The organism is Magnetovibrio blakemorei, from assembly GCF_001746755.1.
GTDB classification, from domain to species: Bacteria; Pseudomonadota; Alphaproteobacteria; order Rhodospirillales; family Magnetovibrionaceae; genus Magnetovibrio; species Magnetovibrio blakemorei.
This window is the reverse complement of sequence record NZ_MCGG01000012.1, coordinates 1-22,348: the sequence shown is the minus strand read 5'-3', so window position 1 is coordinate 22,348 and position 22,348 is coordinate 1. Positions and strand designations below refer to the sequence as shown.

The 22,348-nt window shown below is 52.9% G+C and carries 23 protein-coding genes and 1 tRNA gene; 7 read left to right on the top strand and 17 right to left on the bottom strand.

Annotation, left to right across the window (positions count from 1 at the left end):
- The 3 genes from BEN30_RS04335 to BEN30_RS04325 all read right to left on the bottom strand — a co-directional run.
- The coding region (locus BEN30_RS04335) for a sensor domain-containing diguanylate cyclase (protein ID WP_139134843.1) at positions 1–1,385 on the bottom strand (1,385 nt) is incomplete at its 3' end.
- Positions 1,386–1,593: 208 nt separating this feature from the next.
- Complete coding sequence (locus tag BEN30_RS04330) at positions 1,594–1,959, bottom strand: response regulator (RefSeq protein ID WP_069957117.1); 366 nt, start codon at positions 1,957–1,959, stop codon at positions 1,594–1,596.
- 189 nt (positions 1,960–2,148) lie between these two features.
- Positions 2,149–2,235: transfer RNA gene (locus tag BEN30_RS04325), tRNA-Leu, on the bottom strand.
- Positions 2,236–2,348: 113 nt separating this feature from the next.
- Between BEN30_RS04325 and lipB the strand changes: the two genes are divergently transcribed.
- Positions 2,349–3,065, top strand: a complete 717-nt coding sequence (gene lipB / locus BEN30_RS04320) for a lipoyl(octanoyl) transferase LipB (RefSeq protein ID WP_069957116.1) — start codon at positions 2,349–2,351, stop codon at positions 3,063–3,065.
- Between the two features lie 94 nt (positions 3,066–3,159).
- Positions 3,160–4,584, top strand: coding sequence for a sensor histidine kinase (locus BEN30_RS04315; RefSeq protein ID WP_139134842.1), 1,425 nt, complete (start codon positions 3,160–3,162; stop codon positions 4,582–4,584).
- Between the two features lie 126 nt (positions 4,585–4,710).
- Here the strand turns inward: BEN30_RS04315 and BEN30_RS04310 are convergent, their stop codons facing one another.
- Complete coding sequence (locus BEN30_RS04310; RefSeq protein WP_069957114.1) at positions 4,711–4,896, bottom strand: hypothetical protein; 186 nt, start codon at positions 4,894–4,896, stop codon at positions 4,711–4,713.
- A 791-nt stretch (positions 4,897–5,687) separates the two neighbouring features.
- Here BEN30_RS04310 and BEN30_RS04305 point away from each other — a divergent pair.
- Positions 5,688–6,866 (top strand): sulfatase-like hydrolase/transferase, encoded by a 1,179-nt coding sequence (locus BEN30_RS04305; protein WP_069957113.1) that lies wholly within the window; start codon positions 5,688–5,690, stop codon positions 6,864–6,866.
- Positions 6,867–6,949: 83 nt separating this feature from the next.
- Here BEN30_RS04305 and BEN30_RS04300 read toward each other — a convergent pair whose 3' ends face one another.
- From BEN30_RS04300 to BEN30_RS04280, 5 genes are all read right to left on the bottom strand, one after another.
- On the bottom strand, positions 6,950–7,225 hold the full coding sequence (locus BEN30_RS04300; protein ID WP_069957122.1) for an acylphosphatase: 276 nt from the start codon (positions 7,223–7,225) through the stop codon (positions 6,950–6,952).
- Positions 7,226–7,258: 33 nt separating this feature from the next.
- The gene (locus BEN30_RS04295; protein WP_069957112.1) at positions 7,259–7,675 is read right to left on the bottom strand and encodes an acylphosphatase; all 417 of its coding nucleotides are present in this window, start codon (positions 7,673–7,675) and stop codon (positions 7,259–7,261) included.
- Positions 7,676–7,695: 20 nt separating this feature from the next.
- A complete protein-coding gene (locus BEN30_RS04290) occupies positions 7,696–9,693 on the bottom strand; it encodes an acetyl-CoA carboxylase biotin carboxylase subunit (protein ID WP_069957121.1) in 1,998 nt (665 codons plus the stop codon).
- A gap of 272 nt (positions 9,694–9,965) precedes the next feature.
- Entirely contained in the window at positions 9,966–10,190 is a 225-nt protein-coding gene (locus BEN30_RS04285; protein WP_069957111.1) for a hypothetical protein, read from the bottom strand.
- 30 nt (positions 10,191–10,220) lie between these two features.
- A complete protein-coding gene (locus tag BEN30_RS04280; protein WP_069957110.1) occupies positions 10,221–11,753 on the bottom strand; it encodes an acyl-CoA carboxylase subunit beta in 1,533 nt (510 codons plus the stop codon).
- Positions 11,754–11,888: 135 nt separating this feature from the next.
- Between BEN30_RS04280 and BEN30_RS04275 the strand changes: the two genes are divergently transcribed.
- The 4 genes from BEN30_RS04275 (at position 11,889) to BEN30_RS04260 (ending at position 15,905) form a co-directional block, all read left to right on the top strand.
- Positions 11,889–12,458: a septation protein A gene (locus tag BEN30_RS04275; protein ID WP_069957109.1), complete on the top strand. Its 570-nt coding sequence runs from the start codon at positions 11,889–11,891 to the stop codon at positions 12,456–12,458.
- Between the two features lie 170 nt (positions 12,459–12,628).
- A complete protein-coding gene (locus BEN30_RS04270; RefSeq protein WP_069957108.1) occupies positions 12,629–14,107 on the top strand; it encodes a circularly permuted type 2 ATP-grasp protein in 1,479 nt (492 codons plus the stop codon).
- Positions 14,100–15,050 carry an alpha-E domain-containing protein gene (locus tag BEN30_RS04265; RefSeq protein ID WP_069957120.1) on the top strand — a complete coding sequence of 317 codons (951 nt, stop codon included), beginning with the start codon at positions 14,100–14,102 and terminating at the stop codon, positions 15,048–15,050. Before BEN30_RS04270 ends, BEN30_RS04265 begins: the two co-directional genes overlap by 8 nt.
- A gap of 33 nt (positions 15,051–15,083) precedes the next feature.
- Complete coding sequence (locus BEN30_RS04260; RefSeq protein ID WP_069957107.1) at positions 15,084–15,905, top strand: transglutaminase family protein; 822 nt, start codon at positions 15,084–15,086, stop codon at positions 15,903–15,905.
- 303 nt (positions 15,906–16,208) lie between these two features.
- Here BEN30_RS04260 and BEN30_RS04255 read toward each other — a convergent pair whose 3' ends face one another.
- The 8 genes from BEN30_RS04255 to BEN30_RS04220 all read right to left on the bottom strand — a co-directional run.
- A complete protein-coding gene (locus BEN30_RS04255) occupies positions 16,209–16,487 on the bottom strand; it encodes a hypothetical protein (protein WP_139134838.1) in 279 nt (92 codons plus the stop codon).
- Between the two features lie 16 nt (positions 16,488–16,503).
- Positions 16,504–16,914 (bottom strand): hypothetical protein, encoded by a 411-nt coding sequence (locus BEN30_RS04250; RefSeq protein WP_069957105.1) that lies wholly within the window; start codon positions 16,912–16,914, stop codon positions 16,504–16,506.
- Positions 16,915–17,252: 338 nt separating this feature from the next.
- Positions 17,253–17,492, bottom strand: coding sequence for a DUF1272 domain-containing protein (locus tag BEN30_RS04245; protein WP_069957104.1), 240 nt, complete (start codon positions 17,490–17,492; stop codon positions 17,253–17,255).
- 46 nt (positions 17,493–17,538) lie between these two features.
- Positions 17,539–18,234: an ATP12 family chaperone protein gene (locus tag BEN30_RS04240; RefSeq protein ID WP_069957103.1), complete on the bottom strand. Its 696-nt coding sequence runs from the start codon at positions 18,232–18,234 to the stop codon at positions 17,539–17,541.
- A 7-nt stretch (positions 18,235–18,241) separates the two neighbouring features.
- Positions 18,242–20,395 carry an AsmA family protein gene (locus tag BEN30_RS04235; protein WP_069957102.1) on the bottom strand — a complete coding sequence of 718 codons (2,154 nt, stop codon included), beginning with the start codon at positions 20,393–20,395 and terminating at the stop codon, positions 18,242–18,244.
- 19 nt (positions 20,396–20,414) lie between these two features.
- On the bottom strand, positions 20,415–21,092 hold the full coding sequence (locus BEN30_RS04230) for an HAD-IA family hydrolase (RefSeq protein ID WP_069957119.1): 678 nt from the start codon (positions 21,090–21,092) through the stop codon (positions 20,415–20,417).
- 249 nt (positions 21,093–21,341) lie between these two features.
- Positions 21,342–21,752, bottom strand: coding sequence for a hypothetical protein (locus BEN30_RS04225; RefSeq protein WP_069957101.1), 411 nt, complete (start codon positions 21,750–21,752; stop codon positions 21,342–21,344).
- 230 nt (positions 21,753–21,982) lie between these two features.
- Positions 21,983–22,348, bottom strand: a 366-nt coding sequence (locus BEN30_RS04220; protein ID WP_069957100.1) for a transposase, incomplete at its 5' end; no start/stop codon positions are given.

The window sequence follows — 22,348 nt, the reverse complement described above, 5'->3', positions numbered from 1 at the left end:
CTGTAAGTGCTGACGCCCAAGCTAATGGTCAAGAAAACCGTTTGGCCATGAGCGATGACCGGGGTTTCAGAAATGATGGTTCTCAGACGTTCCGCAAGAACAACTGCAAACTCACTCTTGGTGTCCGGCAAACAAATTGCAAATTCCTCACCACCAATCCGACCCGCAATATCAACCGTGCGGATGGTATCCTTTATAATATTGCCAATCAGGGTAAGAGCTGCATCGCCCATTTCATGGCCATACGTGTCATTGACGTCTTTAAAACGGTCTACATCTAACATGATAATGGAGTACGACTGACCAAACCGCTTTGCTTGCTTGTTGATGTACTCACCCTTTTCGATAAATGACCGACGATTGTTGATGTCCGTCAGGACATCTGTGTGCGCCAATATTTCGGCCCGTACTTTTGCATCGCTTAGGGATTGCGTTCGTTCACGCACCCTTTCCTCAAGCAAAGCGCGCTCGCGTTTCAAATCAAATATGGCAATGGAAAGCTGACGAAACGACGTGGACAGAAAGAAGGCAAGTATGGCGGCAGTCAGCAAAAACTCTTGCATGGCCACCACGGTTTCCGCTTGAGTTCCGATATGAGTAAACGCACCAAGTTCATTGGTTGCCCCAAAAGCAGCCGTGAAGGCAATCACCACCAACGCTGCGGTTGCCCCACGTTGACCAAATCGTATCGCTAAATATGCTATGAGCGGGAGCAAGAGTGATGGCATCCCTGTCCAGTACGGCCATGAGGCAGGAGATAAAAAGACAACGGCACTCAGCAACAGGGTAGCAGCCGCGCTTGCCACAATTTCAAAAAATTGCGTGCGCCAATGAATCAAGGCTCTCTCGTCCCTCGTGAGCCACGCCAACAAGAATGGTGTTATGAGAAGCAACCCGATTGCATCCCCAAACCACCAAACGCGCCAAAACGCCCAATACGATATACTCTCATCGCCCAATTCATAAATGGCCGCACCGCACAAAGCGGCGATTGGTGGAGAGACAAAAAGAAAAACCCCGACCATACCAAGAGACAGATCAATGGAGATGTCTTTGTATGACTTGCCGCGCAGCAGAACAAAGCGAATAAAAAATGCCGTTAATGTCGCCTCTAGCGCGTTGACCAAAGCGAAGCCAGCGATCTGCCAAATTGGAAAATGTCCAAAATCGGCCAAAAACTCACCAATTATGCCCGCACCGACGAACCAGATCCAATGCCGAGGCCTTGAAAGAATTAAGGCGGCCACAATCACCGCATTGGGGGGCCAGAAAATCGCGATGCCTTCGGGCATGATCGTCGTCGAAATGGCCAGTTGCGCTAAACCGTAATATGTCAAGCAGGCTAAGATGGATTGAGTGAGAATGTGGCTGAAAAATCGCTGCAATAGGTCTTACTCTTATCCAGAACCAAATACGCAGCCAAATTTTAGCGGAATGAAGATCAGATGAATATAATAATATTCAGCACATGCGCCTGACTCCCGGACAGGCCCGTCAATCAGGGATCAAGCTCCGTTTGATGAAGAGGCCCTACAGTTCACCTGAGCAGCACCATCATGGGCACCGCATAAGCTCGGCGCTGACCAAAACAACTTAAGAATTTAGCGTTGTTTTTATAGTCTCTAAGAGTTGCTGTTCTGTAAAGGGTTTCGCGAGGACTTGATTAGCGCCGAATCTTTCTGACATTTCAAGGAAGTCCATATTCCGCGAACGTCCGCCACCTGAAATGGCAATAATCTTTAAGTTCGGAAACATACTTTTGAGCTCGATAATTGTCTCAATGCCCTCTTTCTCAGGCATAATCAGATCTGTGATGATCAAATCAAATGGGGTCTCAACCTGTTTTTTGACACCAATACGGCCATTTTCGGCTTCTTCAACATCATAATGAGCATTTTCAAGAATTTCACGTATTGCAAAGCGCGCCAGTTCTTCATCATCAATAATGAGTACACGCATAAAAACACCATCAACTTTTTAGGTATGAAACTTAAGCAAACAAAAACCTTGATGTACAAGAGTAATATATAAATCTTTAAGTTGAAACAACATCTTTGTATAGACTGCCAAAACATTGACATGTTGCAGCTCACATTGAAGCCTCAGCAAACAAAAAAGCCCGCCCCGAAGGGCGAGCTTTTTTAAACTTGGTGCGGTCGAGAAGACTCGAACTTCCACGAACTTGCGTTCACAGCGACCTCAACGCTGCGCGTCTACCAATTCCGCCACGACCGCATAAAGTTTTTCGTGACACAACACCTTAAACGAGGCGTTGCCTGCGGGGGGAATAGCAAATACTGTCGCTTCAATCAAGCACAGAGAAATAAAAGCCCAAACGAGATTTAACAATGGCGGAAAACAAGGCTTTACCAACGGTCGAATGGTGTGTTTCCGAGGCCTTGGTGGACTATGGCGAGGCCCTCGACTTCATGGAAACACGCGTTGCAGAGATCCGCGACGGCTCAAAGCCGGAAATCGTATGGCTTTTGCAGCACCCGCCGCTGTACACCGCAGGCACCAGCGCCAAGGCGAACGACCTGTTGGACGCTGAGCGTTTCCCCGTTTACGAGGCCGGACGCGGTGGCCAATACACCTATCACGGCCCCGGCCAGCGGGTGGCCTATGTGTTGCTGGATCTCAAGCATCATGGCAGCGACGTGCGCGCTTTTGTGCAAAAATTGGAAGAGGTGATGATCCGCACCCTGGCCGCCTTTGACGTGGCTGGCGAGCGCCGCGATGGGCGGGTCGGCATCTGGGTGGCCGATCCTCAGCACATCGGCACGGAAGCGAAAATCGGCGCCATCGGCGTGAGGGTGCGCAAGTGGGTCAGCTTTCACGGCTTGGCACTCAACGTCAATCCGGACTTAAGCCACTTCAGTTCCATCGTACCGTGCGGCATTTCCGAACACGGTGTGACTTCGCTTGCCGACTTGCACGTTGAAGCCACCTTAGGCGACGTCGATACGGTCTTGCGTCAAACCTTTGAAGCTGTTTTCAAGCGTCACATCCAAGACATTGACGCCGCTCAGTTTCTGGCTCAGGTTGAGGCCCCAGTGCCAAAATGATGGCAGATGGACGCGGCCACAATTCCTGCGTACGATAATCGAATCCTAATTTTGAATGGGCAATCGCGGGTTGAGAGCGTAAACAAAAGTGAACATGGACCGCAAACTGATCCTCATTTTGCCCCTGACATTGGCGTTGTTCGTTGGCATCGCCCTGTTCACGATGACCGGGTTTTCCAGCCTGACCGAACGTCAAAATCACGAAGTTGATCGTGCGCAGTCTGACGTCTGGGTGTTGTCTCAAGTGGCGCTTGACGTGGAACGCACGCTGCATATGTTGCATATGTATGCGCACGCAGATGAGGGGCTAACTCACGACAAGGTCTTGATGCAATTTTCCGCACTCTGGAGCCGCATCCCGCCCATCTTAAACTCTGACGATACGGCCCATCTGCGCACCATTGCAAACATCAACGACACCATCATCGATTTGCAAAACACGATGTCCAGGCTTGATCCCATCCTTGTGAACTTAAAACCTGGTGACGATGTTCAGATGGCCATCATTCACGACGCCTTAAACCCCTTTTCTGCGCGCCTTGACCGCCTCGCTTCGCTACAGGTGTCCAACACCAACTCCAACGAAGCAGACCATCGCCAAAACATCACCAACCGCACCAAAATTTTGGAATATTCCGTCATTCTTATTTTTGCCGCCGCGATGGTCATGGTGGTGATGTTGGTGATTGAAAGTCTGCAAATTCGCAAACTGCTGGCTCAAGCCCGCACCGCGGAAGCAATCGCCGAGGACGCCAGCAAGGCCAAGTCTGCGTTCTTGGCCAACATGAGCCACGAACTGCGCACGCCGCTCACCGGCATCATCGGGTTTTCCGGCATGATGGAACAAGAAATCATGGGGCCTTTATCGGCCAAGTACAAAGAGTACGCCGAAGACATTGAGAAAAGCGGCAAGCACCTTTTGGACCTCATCAACGACATTCTTGATTTGTCAAAGGCCGAAGCCAACAAAATCGAATTGGAGCTTGATGTCGTTGCCGTCAAAGATTTATTCGAGCAGTCCGAACGCCTGACAGCCGGTCTGCAAGACACCTACGATGTGCAGGTTGAGAGCCTTATCCATGACGGCATTCCCGAGCTGCGCGTCGATCGCCGTCGGGTCGTGCAATGCATGGTGAACCTGCTGTCCAACGCCATTAAATTCTCCCCGAAGGGGCACCCGGTGCACCTCACCGCAAAGACCACATCACAGGGCGGACTGAGCATATCCATCCAAGACCACGGCAACGGCATGAGCGACGATGATTTGCTCGTCGCCATGGAACCTTTTGGTCAACTGCGACGGGGTCCCGATGTTCAACACGAACCCGGAACCGGCCTTGGCCTGCCGCTGGTCAAGTTGATGATGGACCTGCACGGCGGCCTGCTGAAAATGGACTCGACCCCCGGCCTTGGCACCACTGCCAGTTTGGTCTTTCCCCAAAATTCTGTGGTCAAGCGCTACACCAAACCCGGCGGAGACGGCAGCGCAAAGGCGTTTATCTTTACGGGTAAGACATAAGGACAAAGTCCCCCGCTCTCTCCACCGTTATGGCGAGGAGCTTTAGCGACGAAGCCATCCAGACAAACGCTCAATCGAGCTAAAAGTCCTGAATAGCCCCGCACCAAAACGAACTTCAAAACAGCATTAAGACGCCATCAAAAAATCGCTGAATTCGCTCATTTGAGCATGGATAGCCTGAGTATCCTCATTCAAACCTTGGCTCTTCAAGTCATCACAAACTACCATGGCTTCTTCCATCGCTTCAAGCTCATGACCGTCTTCGATCAAACGGGCAATATTGACGATCGCAAATTCCAGATCCGTGCTCATTTTAAGGTCACTCTACATTGTGGATGATGCGCGAATTATATATTAGGTTTTACTAATGTAAAGCGAAGTTTTGCTGCAGCGCACAAAAAAGAAATCCGCTCCTCGCCCCACGCCCTTTAATGGCTCAAAATGGCGATTGAAACTTAACTTCTAAAGCGAAGCAAGACGTGCACGCAACTTGTTATTAAAAAGCAGCATACAAACCTTTGCGAGCACAATCATAGAAAACATTAATTGTTTTAAAATCTCACGGCACATGTTATCAGAATTGTACCATAAACTACTCATGATAGCACATTCAACATACAATCCAATGCCGATTAATATTCATGAACTTTGTTAAAAAAGTGTATTTTCTTAATTGAGTTGCCATCGGAAGTAAGAAAAACAAAACACCTTACGGAAAACGGAAGCGCCAAGACGCACGACATCTTATAAAAGAAATTAAATAGGAATGCTAAAAAATATCACGAGATAGGCATTTAAATCCATCACCACCATAAAACCATTAAACATAAGCAATCAAACAAATATTTTCATATTCAGAAGGAGAAATATTGTTGCGGATACTTCCCACAATTCGCCACCTAACATTGAATTTGCTGATTTGGTTTGTCTTGTCAAATCTGCCTTTAATCGTCTTGTCTTATTTTATGTGGATTCCTTATCACCCCACATCATCGTTTTATATCGCATTCACATTTATATCATTATGCCTGTTACCATATGTGCGGATTTCAAGCCATTCGCGACATATTTTTAAGTGGGTATTCTATGGAGGGTACGTAATTTTGCTCCTGGCGGAATTATTACTCATTGCCATAAAATTTTTTGGTCTACGTGCGGAAGAAATCTTTGCATCTCTTCCCATGATTGTTCACCTTGATTTCATGGCATATGCCCCATATGCAGCCTTCATCATCGTGATCGCTATTTCGGTAACGGCATTTATTTATTCATCACTTAACGTCAACCCCGGCAGCAGGCGCGATATCATATTAACCGCCGCAATCTTGGCTGGTTTTAGCTGGTATCAATACTCACAATCTGAGGCCATCGCCAAACCATCTATCGACGAAGACATGCCGTTCACGAGCGTCGTTCTTGAAAGCGGGATTGTTAATAAAGCGCTGGCTCAACCCGACCAAAATTTTGTGCTCGTAATTGTCGAAAGCCTCGGCCAATTTAAGGATCCAGCGCTTTCCGCGCAGTTATTCAGCGTGTTTAACGCTGCGGCCCTAAAAGATAAATTCGACGTTGAGCAAGGGCGGGTACCCTATTACGGGTCAACGACGGCAGCTGAAATGCGTGAGCTTTGCGCCAGTAAATCCTCCTATCTGGACGTTCTTGACGATGAAGTCGATACACTCAAGTGTTTACCGACGGTGCTCGGGCAAATGGGATACAATACGAAATCGTATCATGGTTATGTGTCAAATTTTTTCGAACGCTCTGCGTGGTATCCAAAAGTTGGATTTAATCAATCTTTTTTCGCAAGGCAATTGGCGTTGCGTTCGACCGAAGACGTAAAAACGTGTGGTTCGACATTTCATGGATTGTGTGATTATCAAATTGCCCCATGGATTGCTCACGACCTGGAAAAGGCAAGCGTCAAGACATTCGCATACTGGTTAACCTTAAACTCCCATTTTCCATCGCGCCGCTCCAACACGCTCAATAGTGCATTTCCATGCACCAAGTATGGCCTCCAACGCGACAACCAAGTATGCATTATGGCTGATTATTGGACTGAGTCATTTAAAGGCGCAATTCAGATTGCGTTGACCAATACGAGCCGCCCGACCACTGTCATGATCGTCGGCGACCACGCCCCACCGCTTTTCAGATACAAAGATCGGGATCGCTTTGTTGGCGGAGTAGTGCCTTACATCATACTCAAACCAAAACAACCTGCTCCCCCCTCAACACCCCACGCCGTCATGGCAGAAGCGGAAACGTTGAGACCGTAGCGTCACACGTCCAATCCCGCACCACACCCTGGATTGCCGCCCCCCTTTTGGGGGCAAGCAATGACAGTTGTAACTTGATTGGCTTAGTCGGGACGCAGCAGGGAAAACTCTGAGCTTTCGGGGGCGTCTGCGGGGCTTTGCTCGATGCTGTCGACACGTGCCAAGGGCGGGCCTTTTTGGCAATTTTTGAGCATGGTTTCGACTTGGTCAGTGGGGCCGCTGAACAGAGCTTCGACTTTACCGTCGGGGCGGTTTTTAACCCACCCCGTCAAACCCAAGGCCATCGCCTTCTTTTGTGTCCAGGCGCGAAACCATACGCCTTGCACACGCCCAGAAATGATCACGTGAACGGATTTTATGGACGCTGTCATATGAGGTTAAGCTCCACGGTATTAAGCGCCACTGGGCGAAAGGTGGTGAAAGCCAGACCACATGGGTTCATTGCCTTTGAGCACCACTTCTTCGACCAACAGCATGTCCACCGGGCGGGGGCCTTCGCGCAACAGCTCCAGCATTTGGCGCACGTCGCCCTCTTCACCCGCCAACAAGATGTCCATGGACTTGTCAGAGGTCTCATCCGCGCCGGACCGCGCCCAGCCGTCCAAGTGCAACGCCGTGGCCAGTTCCACCAGCCAACGCACAAAGACGTCGTTTTGCACAAGGCCGCGCACGTGCAGCCTCACCACCTTGTCGTGATGCTGAAATTGCAGCTTGGGGCCCTGGTGATGACGGACACGATCACGTCGAGGCCGCTGTGGCGTCGGCTTGCGAAAAGGCAAGATATTGTCTGGTTTGCCCTCGTCCGTCATTTAGGTCCTTCAGCAATCCTTTACGTAAACGTCAAAATCACCTGATCGACCGCCAAGCTGTCGCCCGCTTTGGCGGAAACTTCGTTGATCACGCCGTCCTGAGTGGCACGCAGCACGTTTTCCATTTTCATGGCTTCAATCACCGCCAGCTCTTCGCCCGCCTTGACCTCTTGCCCCGCTTGGACGGAAACCGACAGCAACAAGCCTGGCATCGGCGACATCAGCAGTTTCGAGGTATCGGGCGGCAATTTTTCCGGCATCAACAAATAGAGTTCCGCCGCCCGCGCCGACAACACCCGAATGTCAGCCTGGGTACCCGCATGCAGCAAGCGATAGCCCACCGCCAGACGGTCGCACTGAATGATCACGTCTTGACCGTTGACCGTGCCGACAAACACCGGCTCGCCCAATTCCCAATCGGTGCGCACTTCAACGGTCTTTTTGGTGAAACCCGCGGCGTCGATGTTGACGTCAAAGCCGTCATAAACTTCCGTAATCATCACCGGCACGGCGATTTTGCCCAACAGCGCCGTCCATTCAAACGAGACTTCACGTTCGTGGCCACCTTGCTGGCCGGAAATGCACGCCGCACGGTCTTGATAGGCATAGTGCATCGACACCGCCACGGCGACCAGGATGGACGGATCGTCGTGGATCACATCGGAGGCATGGAAGCCGTCTGGGTATTCTTCGGCGATAAAGCCCGTGGACAAACGCCCTTCGACAAAGCGGGTGTGGTTCATCAAGGCCGACAAAAACGCAATGTTGTGCTGCACACCACGAATGTAATACCCGTCCAGGGCTTGACGCATGGCTTTGATGGCCAAATCGCGATCAGCCCCATAGGTGATCAACTTGGCGATCATGGGATCGTAGTGCATGGAGATTTCGCCGCCTTCATAGACGCCGGTATCGACACGCACGCCTTCGCCAACCGGCGCACGGTAACGTGTCAAACGGCCGATGGAGGGCAAGAAGTTGCGGAAGGGGTCTTCGGCGTACACGCGCGATTCCATGGCCCAGCCGTTCAGTTTCACGTCGTCTTGCGCCAACGGCAGTTTTTCGCCCGCCGCTACGCGGATCATCAGCTCCACCAAATCCAGCCCGGTGACCATTTCGGTGACCGGATGCTCAACCTGCAAGCGGGTATTCATTTCCAAGAAGTAAAAATTCTTTTGCTGATCGACGATGAATTCAACCGTACCCGCAGATACGTATTGCACGGCGCGCGCCAAGGCCACGGCTTCTTCGCCCATGGCTTTGCGGGTGGCTTCGTCCAGCAACGGGCTTGGGGCTTCTTCGATCACCTTTTGATGGCGACGCTGGATCGAACATTCACGCTCGCCCAAATACAAAATGGTGCCATGGGTATCGGCAATCACCTGAATTTCGATGTGGCGCGGGTTAACGATGAATTTTTCGATGAACACCCGGTCATCACCAAAGCTCGACTTGGCTTCGCGCACGGTGGATACAAACGCGTCTTTCAGCTCAGCATCGTTTTCGCACACACGCATGCCCTTGCCGCCGCCGCCGGCCGAGGCCTTCAGCATCACCGGATAACCGACGTCTTTGGCGACCTTTTTGGCTTCGGCGTAATCCGTCAGCGCCTTGGTGTAACCCGGCACCGTCGTCACGCCCGCTTTGTCGGCCAGCTTTTTGGATTCAATCTTGTCGCCCATGGCCTTGATGGCCAATTCGTTGGGGCCGATAAAGGCCACGCCGATGCGACTTAACTGGCGACAAAACTCAGCATTTTCGGACAAAAATCCATAACCCGGATGAACCGCTTCGGCCTTGGATTTTTTGATGACCTCAATGATTTTATCAATGCGCAAATAGCTTTCCGCAGAGGACGCCGGTCCGATGCAGTAGGCTTCGTCGGCTTGCAAAACGTGAAGCGCATCCCGGTCCGCTTCGGAATACACCGCCACGGTCTTGATGCCCATTTTCTTCGCCGTCTTGATGACCCGACACGCGATCTCGCCACGGTTGGCGATGAGGATTTTCTTAAACATCTTCGCCCGTACAGGTGCTTTTTTGGCGGGCGCTTTTTTGGCAGGCGCTTTAGCCGAAGTCTTTTTAGCAGGGGCCTTTTTAGCAGGTGCTTTAACCGCAGCAGCTTTGGGCGCAGCAGCCTTTTTTGCCGGCGCTTTTTTCGCGGCTGCAGGTTTGGCAGCTGCAGGCTTCGCGGCGGGTGACTTAACTGCCTTTTTCACGGTCTTTTGGGCAGACATGTGGGAGATCCCTTCTCAATTCTTATCGCGGCGCCACATGGGCGCGCAAATTTTCATTTTGGCTGTTTGTCGTCAAACATCGACATCACGGATTTTGCTTTGGGAACGATATAATAGCCGCCAACGATGATCACGATGATGAACCAGGGTGCATCCGGGCTGTAGGTGATGTTCAGATAGATCGCCAAATAAATGGCGACAAAAAAGACCACCACCATGGCGCCGAACTGCCCCAGTGCCTTCAGACTCTCTTCGTATTTTTTATCGTTGGTCGCCATGCATCGCCTCCCCAGGCCATTCAGGTCCGCTTAAAGCGGAATATTACCGTGCTTTTTCCATGGATTTTCGACTTTTTTGTCCTTAAGCATGCGCAGCGAACGGGTGATCCGTGTACGGGTGTTGTGCGGCATGATCACGTCGTCGATAAAGCCCCGTTTACCCGCAACAAACGGGTTGGCAAAAGCTTTGCGATATTCTTCGGTGCGCGCGGCAATCTTGTCCTTGTCGCCCATGTCGGCGCGGAAAATGATTTCCACCGCGCCCTTTGGCCCCATGACCGCAATTTCCGCCGTCGGCCACGCCAAATTGACGTCGCCCCGCAAATGCTTGGAACTCATCACGTCATACGCACCGCCATAGGCTTTGCGCGTGATCACGGTGACTTTCGGCACCGTGGCTTCTGCGAAAGCGTACAACAGCTTCGCCCCGTGGGTGATGATGCCGCCGTGCTCTTGGCTGGTGCCGGGCAAGAAGCCGGGCACGTCGACAAAGGTCACGATGGGAATGTTAAACGCATCGCAATAACGCACGAACCGCGCCGCTTTGATGGAGCTGTTGATGTCGAGACAGCCCGCCAAAACCATCGGCTGGTTGGCGACGATACCGACCGTTGAACCTTCCATGCGCGCAAAACCGATCAAGATGTTGCCCGCATACTTGGGCATCAGCTCAAAGAAGTCCCCTTCATCGACAACCTTTTCGATAAGCTCCTTCATATCGTAGGGCTTGTTGGGGTTGTCAGGAATCAAGGTGTCCAGCGACATTTCCACCCGATCGGAAAAGTCCGCAGTGGGTCGCACCGGGGGCTTTTCGCGGTTGTTGGCGGGCAAGAAATCGATAAACCGACGCAGGTAAAGCAGCGCTTCGGCATCGTTGGGAAAGCCGTTGTGGGCCACGCCGGATTTGACCGTGTGCGCCGACGCGCCGCCCAGATCTTCTTGGGTGACTTCTTCATGGGTCACGGTTTTCACCACGTCCGGTCCGGTGACGAACATATAGGACGTGTCTTCAACCATAAAAATGAAGTCGGTCATGGCTGGTGAATACACCGCCCCACCCGCGCACGGCCCCATAATGACGGAAATTTGCGGGATCACGCCCGACGCCATGACATTGCGCTGGAACACATCGGCATAACCCGCAAGGCTGTCGATGCCTTCTTGAATGCGCGCGCCACCACTGTCGTTAAGGCCGATCACCGGGGCGCCGACCTTCAAGGCTTGATCCATGATCTTGCAGATTTTGTCCGCATGGGTCTGGCTCAACGAGCCGCCGAACACGGTGAAATCTTGGCTGAAGACAAAAATCAAACGGCCATTGATGGTGCCGTAACCCGTCACCACGCCGTCGCCGGGGATGGATTGCTTTTCCATGCCGAAATCGACGCAGTTGTGTTCGACGAACATATCCCACTCTTCAAAAGTACCGGGATCGAGCAACAGCTCAATACGTTCGCGCGCGGTCAGCTTGCCCTTGGCATGCTGGGTATCAATGCGCCGCTGGCCGCCCCCAAGGCGGGCCTGCTTACGACGGTTATCAAGTTCTTGAATGATTTCTTGCACTGGTTTTCCCCGTTGTCTCTCTGACAAGCCATGTTTATACGGTGTAACCGTTTTTTTGCACCTGCGAAAACAATTGTGCAAGGCAAAAAGCACACAAAACTTTCCTCATCTCTTGGAGCTTGTTATAAGCACGCCATGAATCAAGCTCTTAAACTCATCTTAGAAGTAGGTCCGCTGCTGGTGTTTTTCGTGGTAAACGCGAAACTGGGCATCTTTGCGGCGACGGCAACCTTTATGGTGGCCATCGTGCTCACCCTGGGCTTTTCCTATTTCAAGCTCAAGCATATACCAACTCTGCCGCTGGTCACAGGTGTTGTGGTGATGATTTTTGGCGGGCTGACGCTGTACCTGGAAGATGAAATATTCATCAAGCTCAAACCCACCATCGTCAACACCCTGTTTGCGCTGGTGCTGTTCGGCGGCTTGGCGTTTCAAAAAAGCTATCTGAAGTCCGTGTTGGACACGGCCTTGTCGCTGGACGACGAGGGCTGGCGTAAATTGACGTGGCGATGGGCGTGGTTCTTTGTGGTGTTGGCCATCATCAACGAAGTCGTCTGGCGCACCCAAACCACCGACATGTGGGTAAGCTTCAAGGTCTTTGGCATCATGCCGCTGACCATTGTCTTCAGCCTCACCCAACTGCCGCTGATTTTTCGCCATCAAGTGGAAGACCAGCCGTCCGATCCTAAATCCACGTCTCTTTGATGAAATGATGGGCAGTTTGCGCTGGCCTGATTAAGGGTTGAGCATATTTTTGCTGCGCCGCACTGGAATGCGTCTAAAATGTCTCTGTTCCAGCCCTCTTCAGCGCTGGGGGGATATGGCACGCGGCTTGCAGGTTTTCAGGTGCGCCAACGACCAGGAGACTGCCCTGCATGAGCGATAAGGTTCAAGATACACCAGCCCAGCCCGTGTTTTTTGACGAACTGGTCCAGCCTGACGGCCGCCCCAGAAAGGGGATGGAGCAACTGGCTGAGTGGATGGTGCAAGCGCCGCGCGATATGCTGAAAATTCGCCAAACCGAAGCCGAAGCCTTGTTTCGGCGCATCGGCATCACCTTTGCCGTTTACGGTGAAGGCGGCGACCCGGAACGCTTGATCCCCTTTGATATCGTGCCGCGCATTTTGCTGGCCAGTGAATGGACATTTTTGTCCAAAGGCTTGGAGCAACGCGTCAAGGCGTTGAATATGTTCCTGCACGACGTTTATCACGATCGAAATATCATTCAAGCGGGCAAAATCCCCGAACGCCTGGTGCTGCAAAACAAGGCCTACTTGCCCGAAATGCGTGGCGTCGATGTGCCGAGTGGCATTTACACCCACATCGCGGGCATCGATTTGGTGCGCACCGGGCCGGAAGAATTTTATGTCTTGGAAGACAACACCCGCACCCCATCGGGGGTATCGTACATGCTGCAAAACCGCGAAGTGATGATGCGCCTGTTCCCCGACTTGTTCGGTCGCCATCAAGTCGCTCCGGTGGATCGCTACCCCGAAGAACTGCTGGCCAGTCTGCAATCTGTCGCCCCCAAAACCTGTGACGGAGAACCCACCGTGGCGGTACTGTCGCCGGGGCTCTATAACTCGGCTTATTACGAACACACCTTTCTGGCCGACAAAATGGGCGTGGAGTTGGTCGAAGGCCAGGACTTGTTCGTCAAGGACAACGCCGTGTTCATGCGCACCACCGGCGGGCCGAAACGCGTGGACGTAATTTATCGCCGTATCGACGATGACTTTTTGGACCCGCTGGCGTTTCGCGCTGACAGTTCCTTGGGCGTGCCGGGCATTATGAACGTGTACCGCGCCGGGGGCGTGACGCTCGCCAACGCGGTCGGCGGCGGCATTGCCGACGACAAAGCCATCTATATGTACGTGCCCGAAATGATCCGCTTTTATTTGGGCGAAGAGCCGCTATTGAAAAACGTGCCCACCTATTGGTGCGCCGAGGACGACGACTACAAATACGTGATGGACCACTTAGATGAATTGGTGGTCAAGGAAGTTGCCGGGTCCGGCGGCTATGGCATGTTGGTGGGCCCCAAAGCGACCCCCGATGAGCGTGCCGCATATGCCTTGCGCATCCAAGCCAATCCTGCCGAATTCATCGCCCAGCCGACTTTGGCGCTGTCCACCTGCCCAACCTTTGTGGCGGACGGCTACGCGCCCCGCCACCTGGACTTAAGACCGTTCGTTTTGGTTGGTGCCGACAAGGTACGCTTGGTTCCGGGCGGGCTCACGCGGGTGGCCATGCAATCGGGGTCCTTGGTGGTGAACTCATCTCAAGGCGGCGGCACCAAAGACACTTGGGTTTTGGAAGACGGCTCGTCCAAAAATGGTGGCGCACATGCTTAGTCGCACAGCCGCAAGCCTCTATTGGATGGGGCGTTATATGGAACGCGCTGAGAACTTGGCGCGCATCATCGAGGTCGGCTATCGCATGAGCCAGATGCCTGACCTGGAAGCCGGCGGCATGCGCAACGAATGGCCGTCGTCCGCCGTCACCGCGGCGTGCGAAGAAGGCTTGATCGAAAAGCATGGTGTCGCCAATTTAGATACCGTCATCAGCTATATTGGCCTAGACGACGAAAACCCGTCTTCCATCCATTCGTGTCTCAAGACCGCCCGCACCAACGCCCGCGCGGTGCGCACGGCGCTGACGTCGGAGATGTGGGAAAGCCTCAACGACACCTGGTTGGAATTCAACGGTCAATGGCTCAAGTCGCTGAAAAGCGACAACCTGCTGGGCTTTTTGGATTGGGTGAAAACCCGCTCGACCATGTTTCGCGGCGCAATGCTGGGCACCATGTTGCGCGATGAAGCTTTTTACTTCATCAATCTGGGGGCCTTTTTGGAACGCGCAGACAACACCGCGCGCATCCTTGATGTGAAGTTTCACGTGTTGCTGCCAAGCGGTCAAGACATCGGCGGCTCGGTGGATTATTACCAATGGGCGACGGTGCTGCGTTCGGTTTCAGCGCTGGGTTCGTATCACTGGATTTTCAGGGACACCATCCATCCGTGGAAGGTTGCCGAACTGCTGATTTTGCGCAAAGAAATGCCGCGCTCATTGGTTTATTCCCTGTCCCAAGTGAACCGCTTTTTGGGCGACATCGCCAACTTGCACGGCCGTCGATACGACTGCCAACGCTTGGCCGGACGCCTGCACGCGGAACTGGATTACAGCAAGGTCGAAGACATCTATCAAAACGGCCTTCACGAATACCTGACCGCGTTTATTGAGCGCAACGACACCTTAGGCGCGGAAATATCCGACAACTTTCATTTTTATTTATAGGCCAATGTTATTTAGAGGGAAGACGAAGCTCAGATGCACATCACCATCGATCACGAGACCGTCTACAGTTACGACGAGCCCATCAGTTATTCCATTCAAAGCCTGCGTATGACACCTCAGCAGTTTGATGGCCAAGTGGTGCGTTCTTGGTTTGTGGAAGTTCCCAAGGCCGGTGCACTGCATGCCTTCACCGACAGTTTCGGCAACGTCACCCACACCATGGTGATTGACCGCCCCCACGACGAAGTGCGCATTCGGGTCCACGGCACCGTCGATACCGTTGACACCAACGGGGTCGTTTCGGGCACCACGGAACCCTTCCCGCCGATGTTTTATCTGCGCGAAACGCACCAGACCAAACCCGACGGCGCGATCCGTGCCTTGGCCCGCGCCGCGCAAGGCGACGACACCGACACCTTAAAAGTCTTGCACCGCTTTATGGCCTCGTTGAATGAATCGATTGCGTTCAAGACCGGCGAAACCCATGCCATGACCACCGCCATCGAAGCGCTGGCCAACGGCGCGGGCGTGTGTCAAGACCATGCCCATGTGTTCATCGCCGGGGCCCGTTCGCTGTCCATTCCGGCGCGTTATGTGTCAGGCTATTTGTTGAGTTCTGACACCGGTGAAATCAGCGATGCCTCCCACGCCTGGGCGGAAGCTTTGGTGCCGGAATTGGGCTGGGTCGCTTTTGACGTTGCCAACTGCGTTTCGGCAACGGACCATTACGTGCGCGTAGGCGTCGGTCTGGATTACCAGGAGGCCTCGCCGGTGCGCGGTGTGCGGCGCGGCGGCGGGGAAGAAAGTTTATCCGTCAGCTTGCGCGTCACTCAAGCGAGTGGATCGGCACAGTAACGCAGATCGCCGCTGCTGTTGATGGATTCCACGGCACGCTGCTCGAACCTCTCAGCGGGGTTCCCGTTGAACTTGCTGATCTACAAAAAAGATGCTCTCAATATCGCTGACCAAGACCTGCCGCCACCCAATTGGCTTTAACACCAAGCCCCCCGCCCACAACAACGGTTCTGCCCCACCGCGTCGCCTTTGCGGTGACACACTGCAGATATGAAACGCTGGATGGAAAACGTTGAGAGGGTCTGGGAGAGCCTCACATCAGAAAACAGAACTGTTTCAGCTGAAAATATCGAGGCTATCTTTTTATTTCGGCTCAGTGTGCGCTTTTGCCCGTTCCTGGGTAGCGCGGTTTTCATTGTGGATGATGTCCATAATATTTTTCAAAGCGGCGGACTTGCCATTAAGTTCGACGTGAAGGCCTTCGATCTCGCTGGCAAGTTCAGAGCGAAGCTCTTCGGACTTACTGTCAAGTTCAGCGCGGAGTTCTTCAATGGTGTGTGCAGCGTCCATGCAATCGCGGACAACCTGCATGATCAGGCTCCTGTCGTTAACATTCTTCAAGCGCGCCACAATATCAGTCACAACAACCACTCCTCTTCTAAAAAAGATGACCCTTTGTTTCGTATACCGTTCTTAAACCTGCGTGGAGGCGCTCCATGGTGTCGTCGGCAAAAATAATGCCATCAAAACCCATTTCCTTAGATTGAATAACGGTTTCTGCTTTTTTTTGTCTCAAAAAGATGACGGTTAGGCTTTTAGCCCCCCCAATTTTACTTTTGCTTGGGTAACCGCACGCGATCATCTCCTCAACCGGTAGAGTGAGATACTCCGGCGAAAAAATGATAAACGTTGGGTTCAATTGTGGTGCTTGATGGCTGAGTTCATTGGTCGTCACGACATCAACCTTGGCAAATCCCAAAGCCTTGAACATGATCTCGGTCGCCCGGCTTAGAGCTGGGCTGTTACATACCGCTACTATAGAAAATTTTTCTGGTTCGTAAACGTGCACGCTTGAGGTCCATAAAGTGCAGATTGGCTGACATGTCCCCCGCGATAAAAAGACGAGGAATGAAGAAAAAAATACATTCCCAACGTAGCTGTTACATACATGAAAAACCAGACCAATGTTTAGGGTCAGGACCTAATACAACCCCAGACTTTCCTCCACCCGATATGATTTCAATAAAATACGCTTCATAGCCGTCGCCCACCACGTCTGAAACCATGACACGCCGTTATCGGTGACCGTAATACAATTGAGATCAAAAGTGTGATAGGTACATTCACTGTGAATTGAAAGGGTCTGCCATGACGCACACCAGCACTGAGCAGAGCATCCGATTGGATTTATGCGCAGCCTTTTGGCTTAAGCACGCGTATTTTTGAAGCCGGATCTTTTTCCAACTTTGCGGCGGGGCGGATCGGGCGCACGACCAGATTGCCTCCGCAATTGGGGCAAATGTTGTGGAGTTTTTGTTCCGCGCACGGGGCGCAAAATGTGCACTCGTAGGTGCAAATGCGTGCCTCAACGCTGTCGGGCGGCAGATCAACATCACAGCATTCACAGTTTGGGCGCAGCTCAAGCATCGGCTTATTCCTCTTCGTCCTTAGGAAGGAATAAACAAAGAATAGCCTATCCCAGCAGCTGCATAAACCGGGTTGCGTTGTGGATGTCTATGGCGATGTTTTTGCGCCGGGTGAGGGCTTCTTCGTCTTTGCCCCAGCGCTCAATCTGATAGTCTTCGTCAAGATGGCAGACTTCAAGCGCCCCATCGGCGTCCAAGCGGCCTTTATGCACCGCCAGACCGACCACGATTGATCCAGAAATCCCCACCAGTTCCGCCACCGCCGTTAAGGTCCAATCGTCCAACGCCGTCAGATGCGCCCGCAAGGCGGGATGGACGCTTGGGTCTTGGGCGACGGGCACGATGCCCGCAGCCACAGCAAACGTAGCCCCCAGCTCAGCCGCCGACCAATCGAGCAACGGCTGCCACGCTGCGGCCTGTTTGCGGACCAGATCGTCGGGATGTTCGGCGCGGTAGCACAGCAAATCCGTATCGGCGTAGCGCAGCACCCCTTCGATCAAGCCGTCACGCACGGTGGGCACCCGGTCCAGGGCCGTGGCACTGAGCTGCATCAGGGGCATAGACTGGGGGGTGATGTCTTCAACTTGAGCATCCCATTCGGCGGCTATGGCCTCAGCCAATTTGCGATGGGGAATGACCAACGGGCTTCCGGCAGGGGTCTTGATGGCGCGACCGTCCAACTGCACGCCGTAACCGCCCTCCGCCTCAACGCAGCTCACCTGTTTGTAAAACCGTTTGGCCATGGTGTTCCTAGAATATTTTTTTCAGCGCATCACCCACTTTTTTAAGATCCTTTTGTGGATCACCAGATGACTTGCTTGGATCTGAACTGGGTTGAGGCTCACGTTTGGGTTCGGGCTTATCTTTTGCGGCCGGCAGAGGTTTTTCTGGGCTTTTATGCTTTGCAGGTGAAGAGGTCTTACTCTCACTCAGCGCATTGATGCAAGGATCGTTTTTAAGAGCTGCGGCCTTGAGGGCTTCCTCACTGGCAAATAAGCTGAGGGCATCGACCAACAAGCCGGCAACAAGTTTGGCCGGTGCCAAGGCAACCCCACCCACGGTGTCGACCACTGCTTCGCCAGGGTTCACGTCAATGCGCGGTTTCAGCAACGCGCCCTTGACCCGTATGGGAACCGCAAAGCTGGACAAGCTGACCTTCTTCGCTTTGGTGAACACCGTCAAGTGCAGCAGTTCACCCGGCAAATCCACATTGCCCGTCACTTGGACATTCACCCCGCTGGTGTCCAACATCACGGCTTGGGCCACGGCATTGCCCTTGTCCAACGGCCATTTGGCGACAAAACACGAAATCTGGTTGGCGTCTTTGTTCGACACCCACGGAAAAATGCTGCCGATGCCTGAGGTTAAGTCGGTGAACGCCTTGTCATTGATTTGCCCGTCGCGACCGATCAGGTTGACATACCCCGTTGCCGTCGCGGCCAACGCTTGGGTGCTGGCACCCGTCCCCTGCACGTCCACTTCACCGTCCAGGTCCATCGTCACGATGCGCCCTTGACCGATCATCGCCGCGATCTTGCCCGCATCCAGACCGCGCATGGAGGCATGCACAGAGATAGAGGGCACTTTACCGGATTGATCAACACGCCCGCGTGCCAAGAGGCGACCCTCATCCAAGGTCAACGCCAAGGATGACACGTCCAACGTACCGTCTTTAAGGTGGGCTTTTAAATTTGTCTTGGTCAACGCCAGTTCTTTGACGGTAATGCGTTTGGCCGTCAAGCTCACGTCGGCATCTACGATACTCAGCATACTCAGGTCAAAGGGATCGGTGGTGAACACCCGTTCCAGTTCCGGCCCCGTTTCAGCGTGTGCGGGGGCAATCCCCAACAGGGCGTTGACGTCCAACAAGGACGAGGTCAAGTCCGCCGTCACCTGCGGCCGCACGCCATCCAAACGCACATCGACATTGCCGGCAAAATCGCTGTTGCCAAGTTGCACATCAACACCCTTGAAGCTGTACGACGTGCCGGACCCAGAGACGGAACTGAGCACCGTCGCCATGCCCAGTTCGGGCAGCTCCATCCCCAGCAGCTGAGAAAGCGTTGTGCTGTCATTGGCCTTTAACTGGAGGCGCGCATTCACAGCCATTCCGGCACTCGGCTGGTCGACCGTACCGATGATGTCGGCACTGAGGTACGGGGCACTGATTTTCGCCTTAACGGGAAAAGCGGCCCCGCCTTCTCCAATCAACTGAGCCAGCGATCCCAACTCGACCTCGGCCTTAACATCCACGGTGTTATAAACGGCATCGACGACACCATGGATTGCGTTTTCAAAACCCTCGGCGGTGAAATCGGCGCGCGACAAATCGGTATGGATTTGCGCCCCACTGGCCCCATCCTTATACGTCACACGCACATTGCGCAGCCGCACATCGCGCACATCCGGGGTGAACACAAGTTTTTGACTGAGCGCATCAACACCTTGCATGGCGAGGCTTTTTTCTTGAGCCTCCGCTGGTTTTTCTGGGGGCGTGAACTCCCAGTTGGCTTTACCAAAGCCATCGGTTTGCAACACAATATCGACCCCGTCCAAAACGATATAACTGATGTCCAAACGCCCCGACAACAACGGTCTGAGGGAAATTTTAGCATCCAGACGGGCAAGCTTGATGAGGGGCGCATTTGACGCGCCATCCGCCGCCCGGGCCCAAGGTGCGTTCGCCAAGGTCACATCGGTCACGCTCAAGGTTGGGTTCAAGGACCATGCGAGGTCCACATCTCCTGTAATCACCAATTCGCGCCCGGTGGCGTCTTGCACCAGTTCGGCCAAATTGCTTTTGAAACGCCCGTAGTCCATGGACGTCAAAATAGAGGCGATGGCGACGACGATGGCGATGCCAAGCACTGCCAATGCGCCGATGATTTTAATCGCTACTTTCATTGCGAATCTTTCCCTTTGCTCAATCTTGAGCCATCGCCAACACGGCCTCGGTCAATTCATCTGCGGTGCTCACCACGCAGGTCGCCCCAGCGTCGAGCAATTCAGTGCGTTCGTGATAGCCCCACGCCACACCGATCGATTGAACACCGGCATTTTTCGCCATTTCAATATCGAAGGTGGTGTCGCCGATCATCACAGTGTGTAGGGCCAGGACCCCGGTTTCGGTCATGGCCTTGAACATCATATCGGGATGAGGCTTGCCTTGAGCAATGTCAGCGGTTTGATGGGTGACAAAGCGCCTGAGCAAATTGTGCTGATTGAGGGTCGCCACCAACCCACGTTGCGACTTCCCCGTTGCCACGCCCATCAACCACCCGGCTTTGTCCAGACTGTCCAGCACCGCCTCAATGCCGTCAAACAGCGGCTCAACAACACCCCCCGCTTGGCGCAATTGGAAAAAAGAGGCTTTATAGGTTTCGCTGACTTCTAAAGAAAACGCTTCATCCACATCCGGTGCCAGCCGACGAATGGCCACGTCCAACGGCAATCCCACCACCCGGCGTACGGTTTCGGCACTCGGCAGGTCAAAGCCATGATGAGCAAACGCCGCGTGCATGGATGCAACGATGGAATGCTGGCTGTCAACCAAGGTGCCGTCGCAATCAAAGACCGCAAGGCGTAAGGGGGTGTCGCGCATAAAGGTCATCTTCATAAGATCGGTTGCATATCCGCAAAGCGCAAGCCTTGCCCGCAAAATCAAGGCAGAATAAGCCTAACGCTGTGCAAACGCAAAAAACCGTGGATGAAATTCATCCACGGTTTTATAATGGTTTGCCACCGGGCACTTTGCGGCCCACGCTAGGTACCCGATGGCATAATCCACGACCCCTATGGGGCGCCAGACAATGAGAGAGGCCGTGGAAACTCTAAATTCCTCTGTGCGACATCAATTACAATCGATGGTCGCGTCGTATTCCATTTCACGTTCGTACCATTCCGGTTCAACCCATATAGCGACCGGATGACCTGCCATGATGTCTTTTGTCACGTTAAAGGACACCTTCTGCCCCGGGGCCAAACGCAATTTTCTTTCCCCCAACACAGACTTATCGTCAGCGTAATATAGCCTGAGATATCCAGACTTAGGCCATTTCACACCGCGGTTGATCACCTTAAAGACAGCCCCATCGTCGGTGCAGGCACTGGTGATTTCCAACTGCAAATAAACGGGGGCAACAGCAGCAACTTCCGGATCAGATCTATCCTTGGCCGATCCTGCGCTCAACGTCGTCACCATCAACACGCCAGAAACACAAAAGCCCAATGCGTAAGTCGTAATTTTTTGGATAGAAATCATCAAACTTAGGTCTTCACCTCAAACTAACGCGGATTGGCTCAAACTTTCACTTCGCTAAAGCGCACATTCAATCTTTTGACCATCGATACCTTCAAAAACTTATGCGTTGATAAGTACATATCGGTGGTATGAAGTGGAATGTGCACCGCGAAGCTGACAAGAACCTGACAACAAAAAAATGGCTTCCGATCAAAAACAGGAAACCATTGAAAAACTAGATCATTTCCGGGTTATTTTGACGCATAACCATCTGCGGCAAAGAAGTTGCGGCATTCATCTGGCTTGAACAGGTCGCAAACTTTTCCAGCCGTCTTCCACAGGTCATCGATTGTACGAGGTTTCAGGCGTTTCATATGAGACTTAAATTTTGAGAACGCCAGTTCTATGGGGTTAAAATCAGGCGAATATGGCGGCAGGAATAAGAGCCAGGCCCCTCGTTTTTCAACCGCCTGCTTGGCGCTGTCACATTTGTGCGCTGAGAGATTGTCGAGAACAACAACGTCCCCTTTGCTCAAGGTCGGAGCGAGTTGTGTTTCGATGTAATGCGCGAAGATATCAGCGTTCATGGGGCCATCAACAATCCAGGGGGCGGTTAA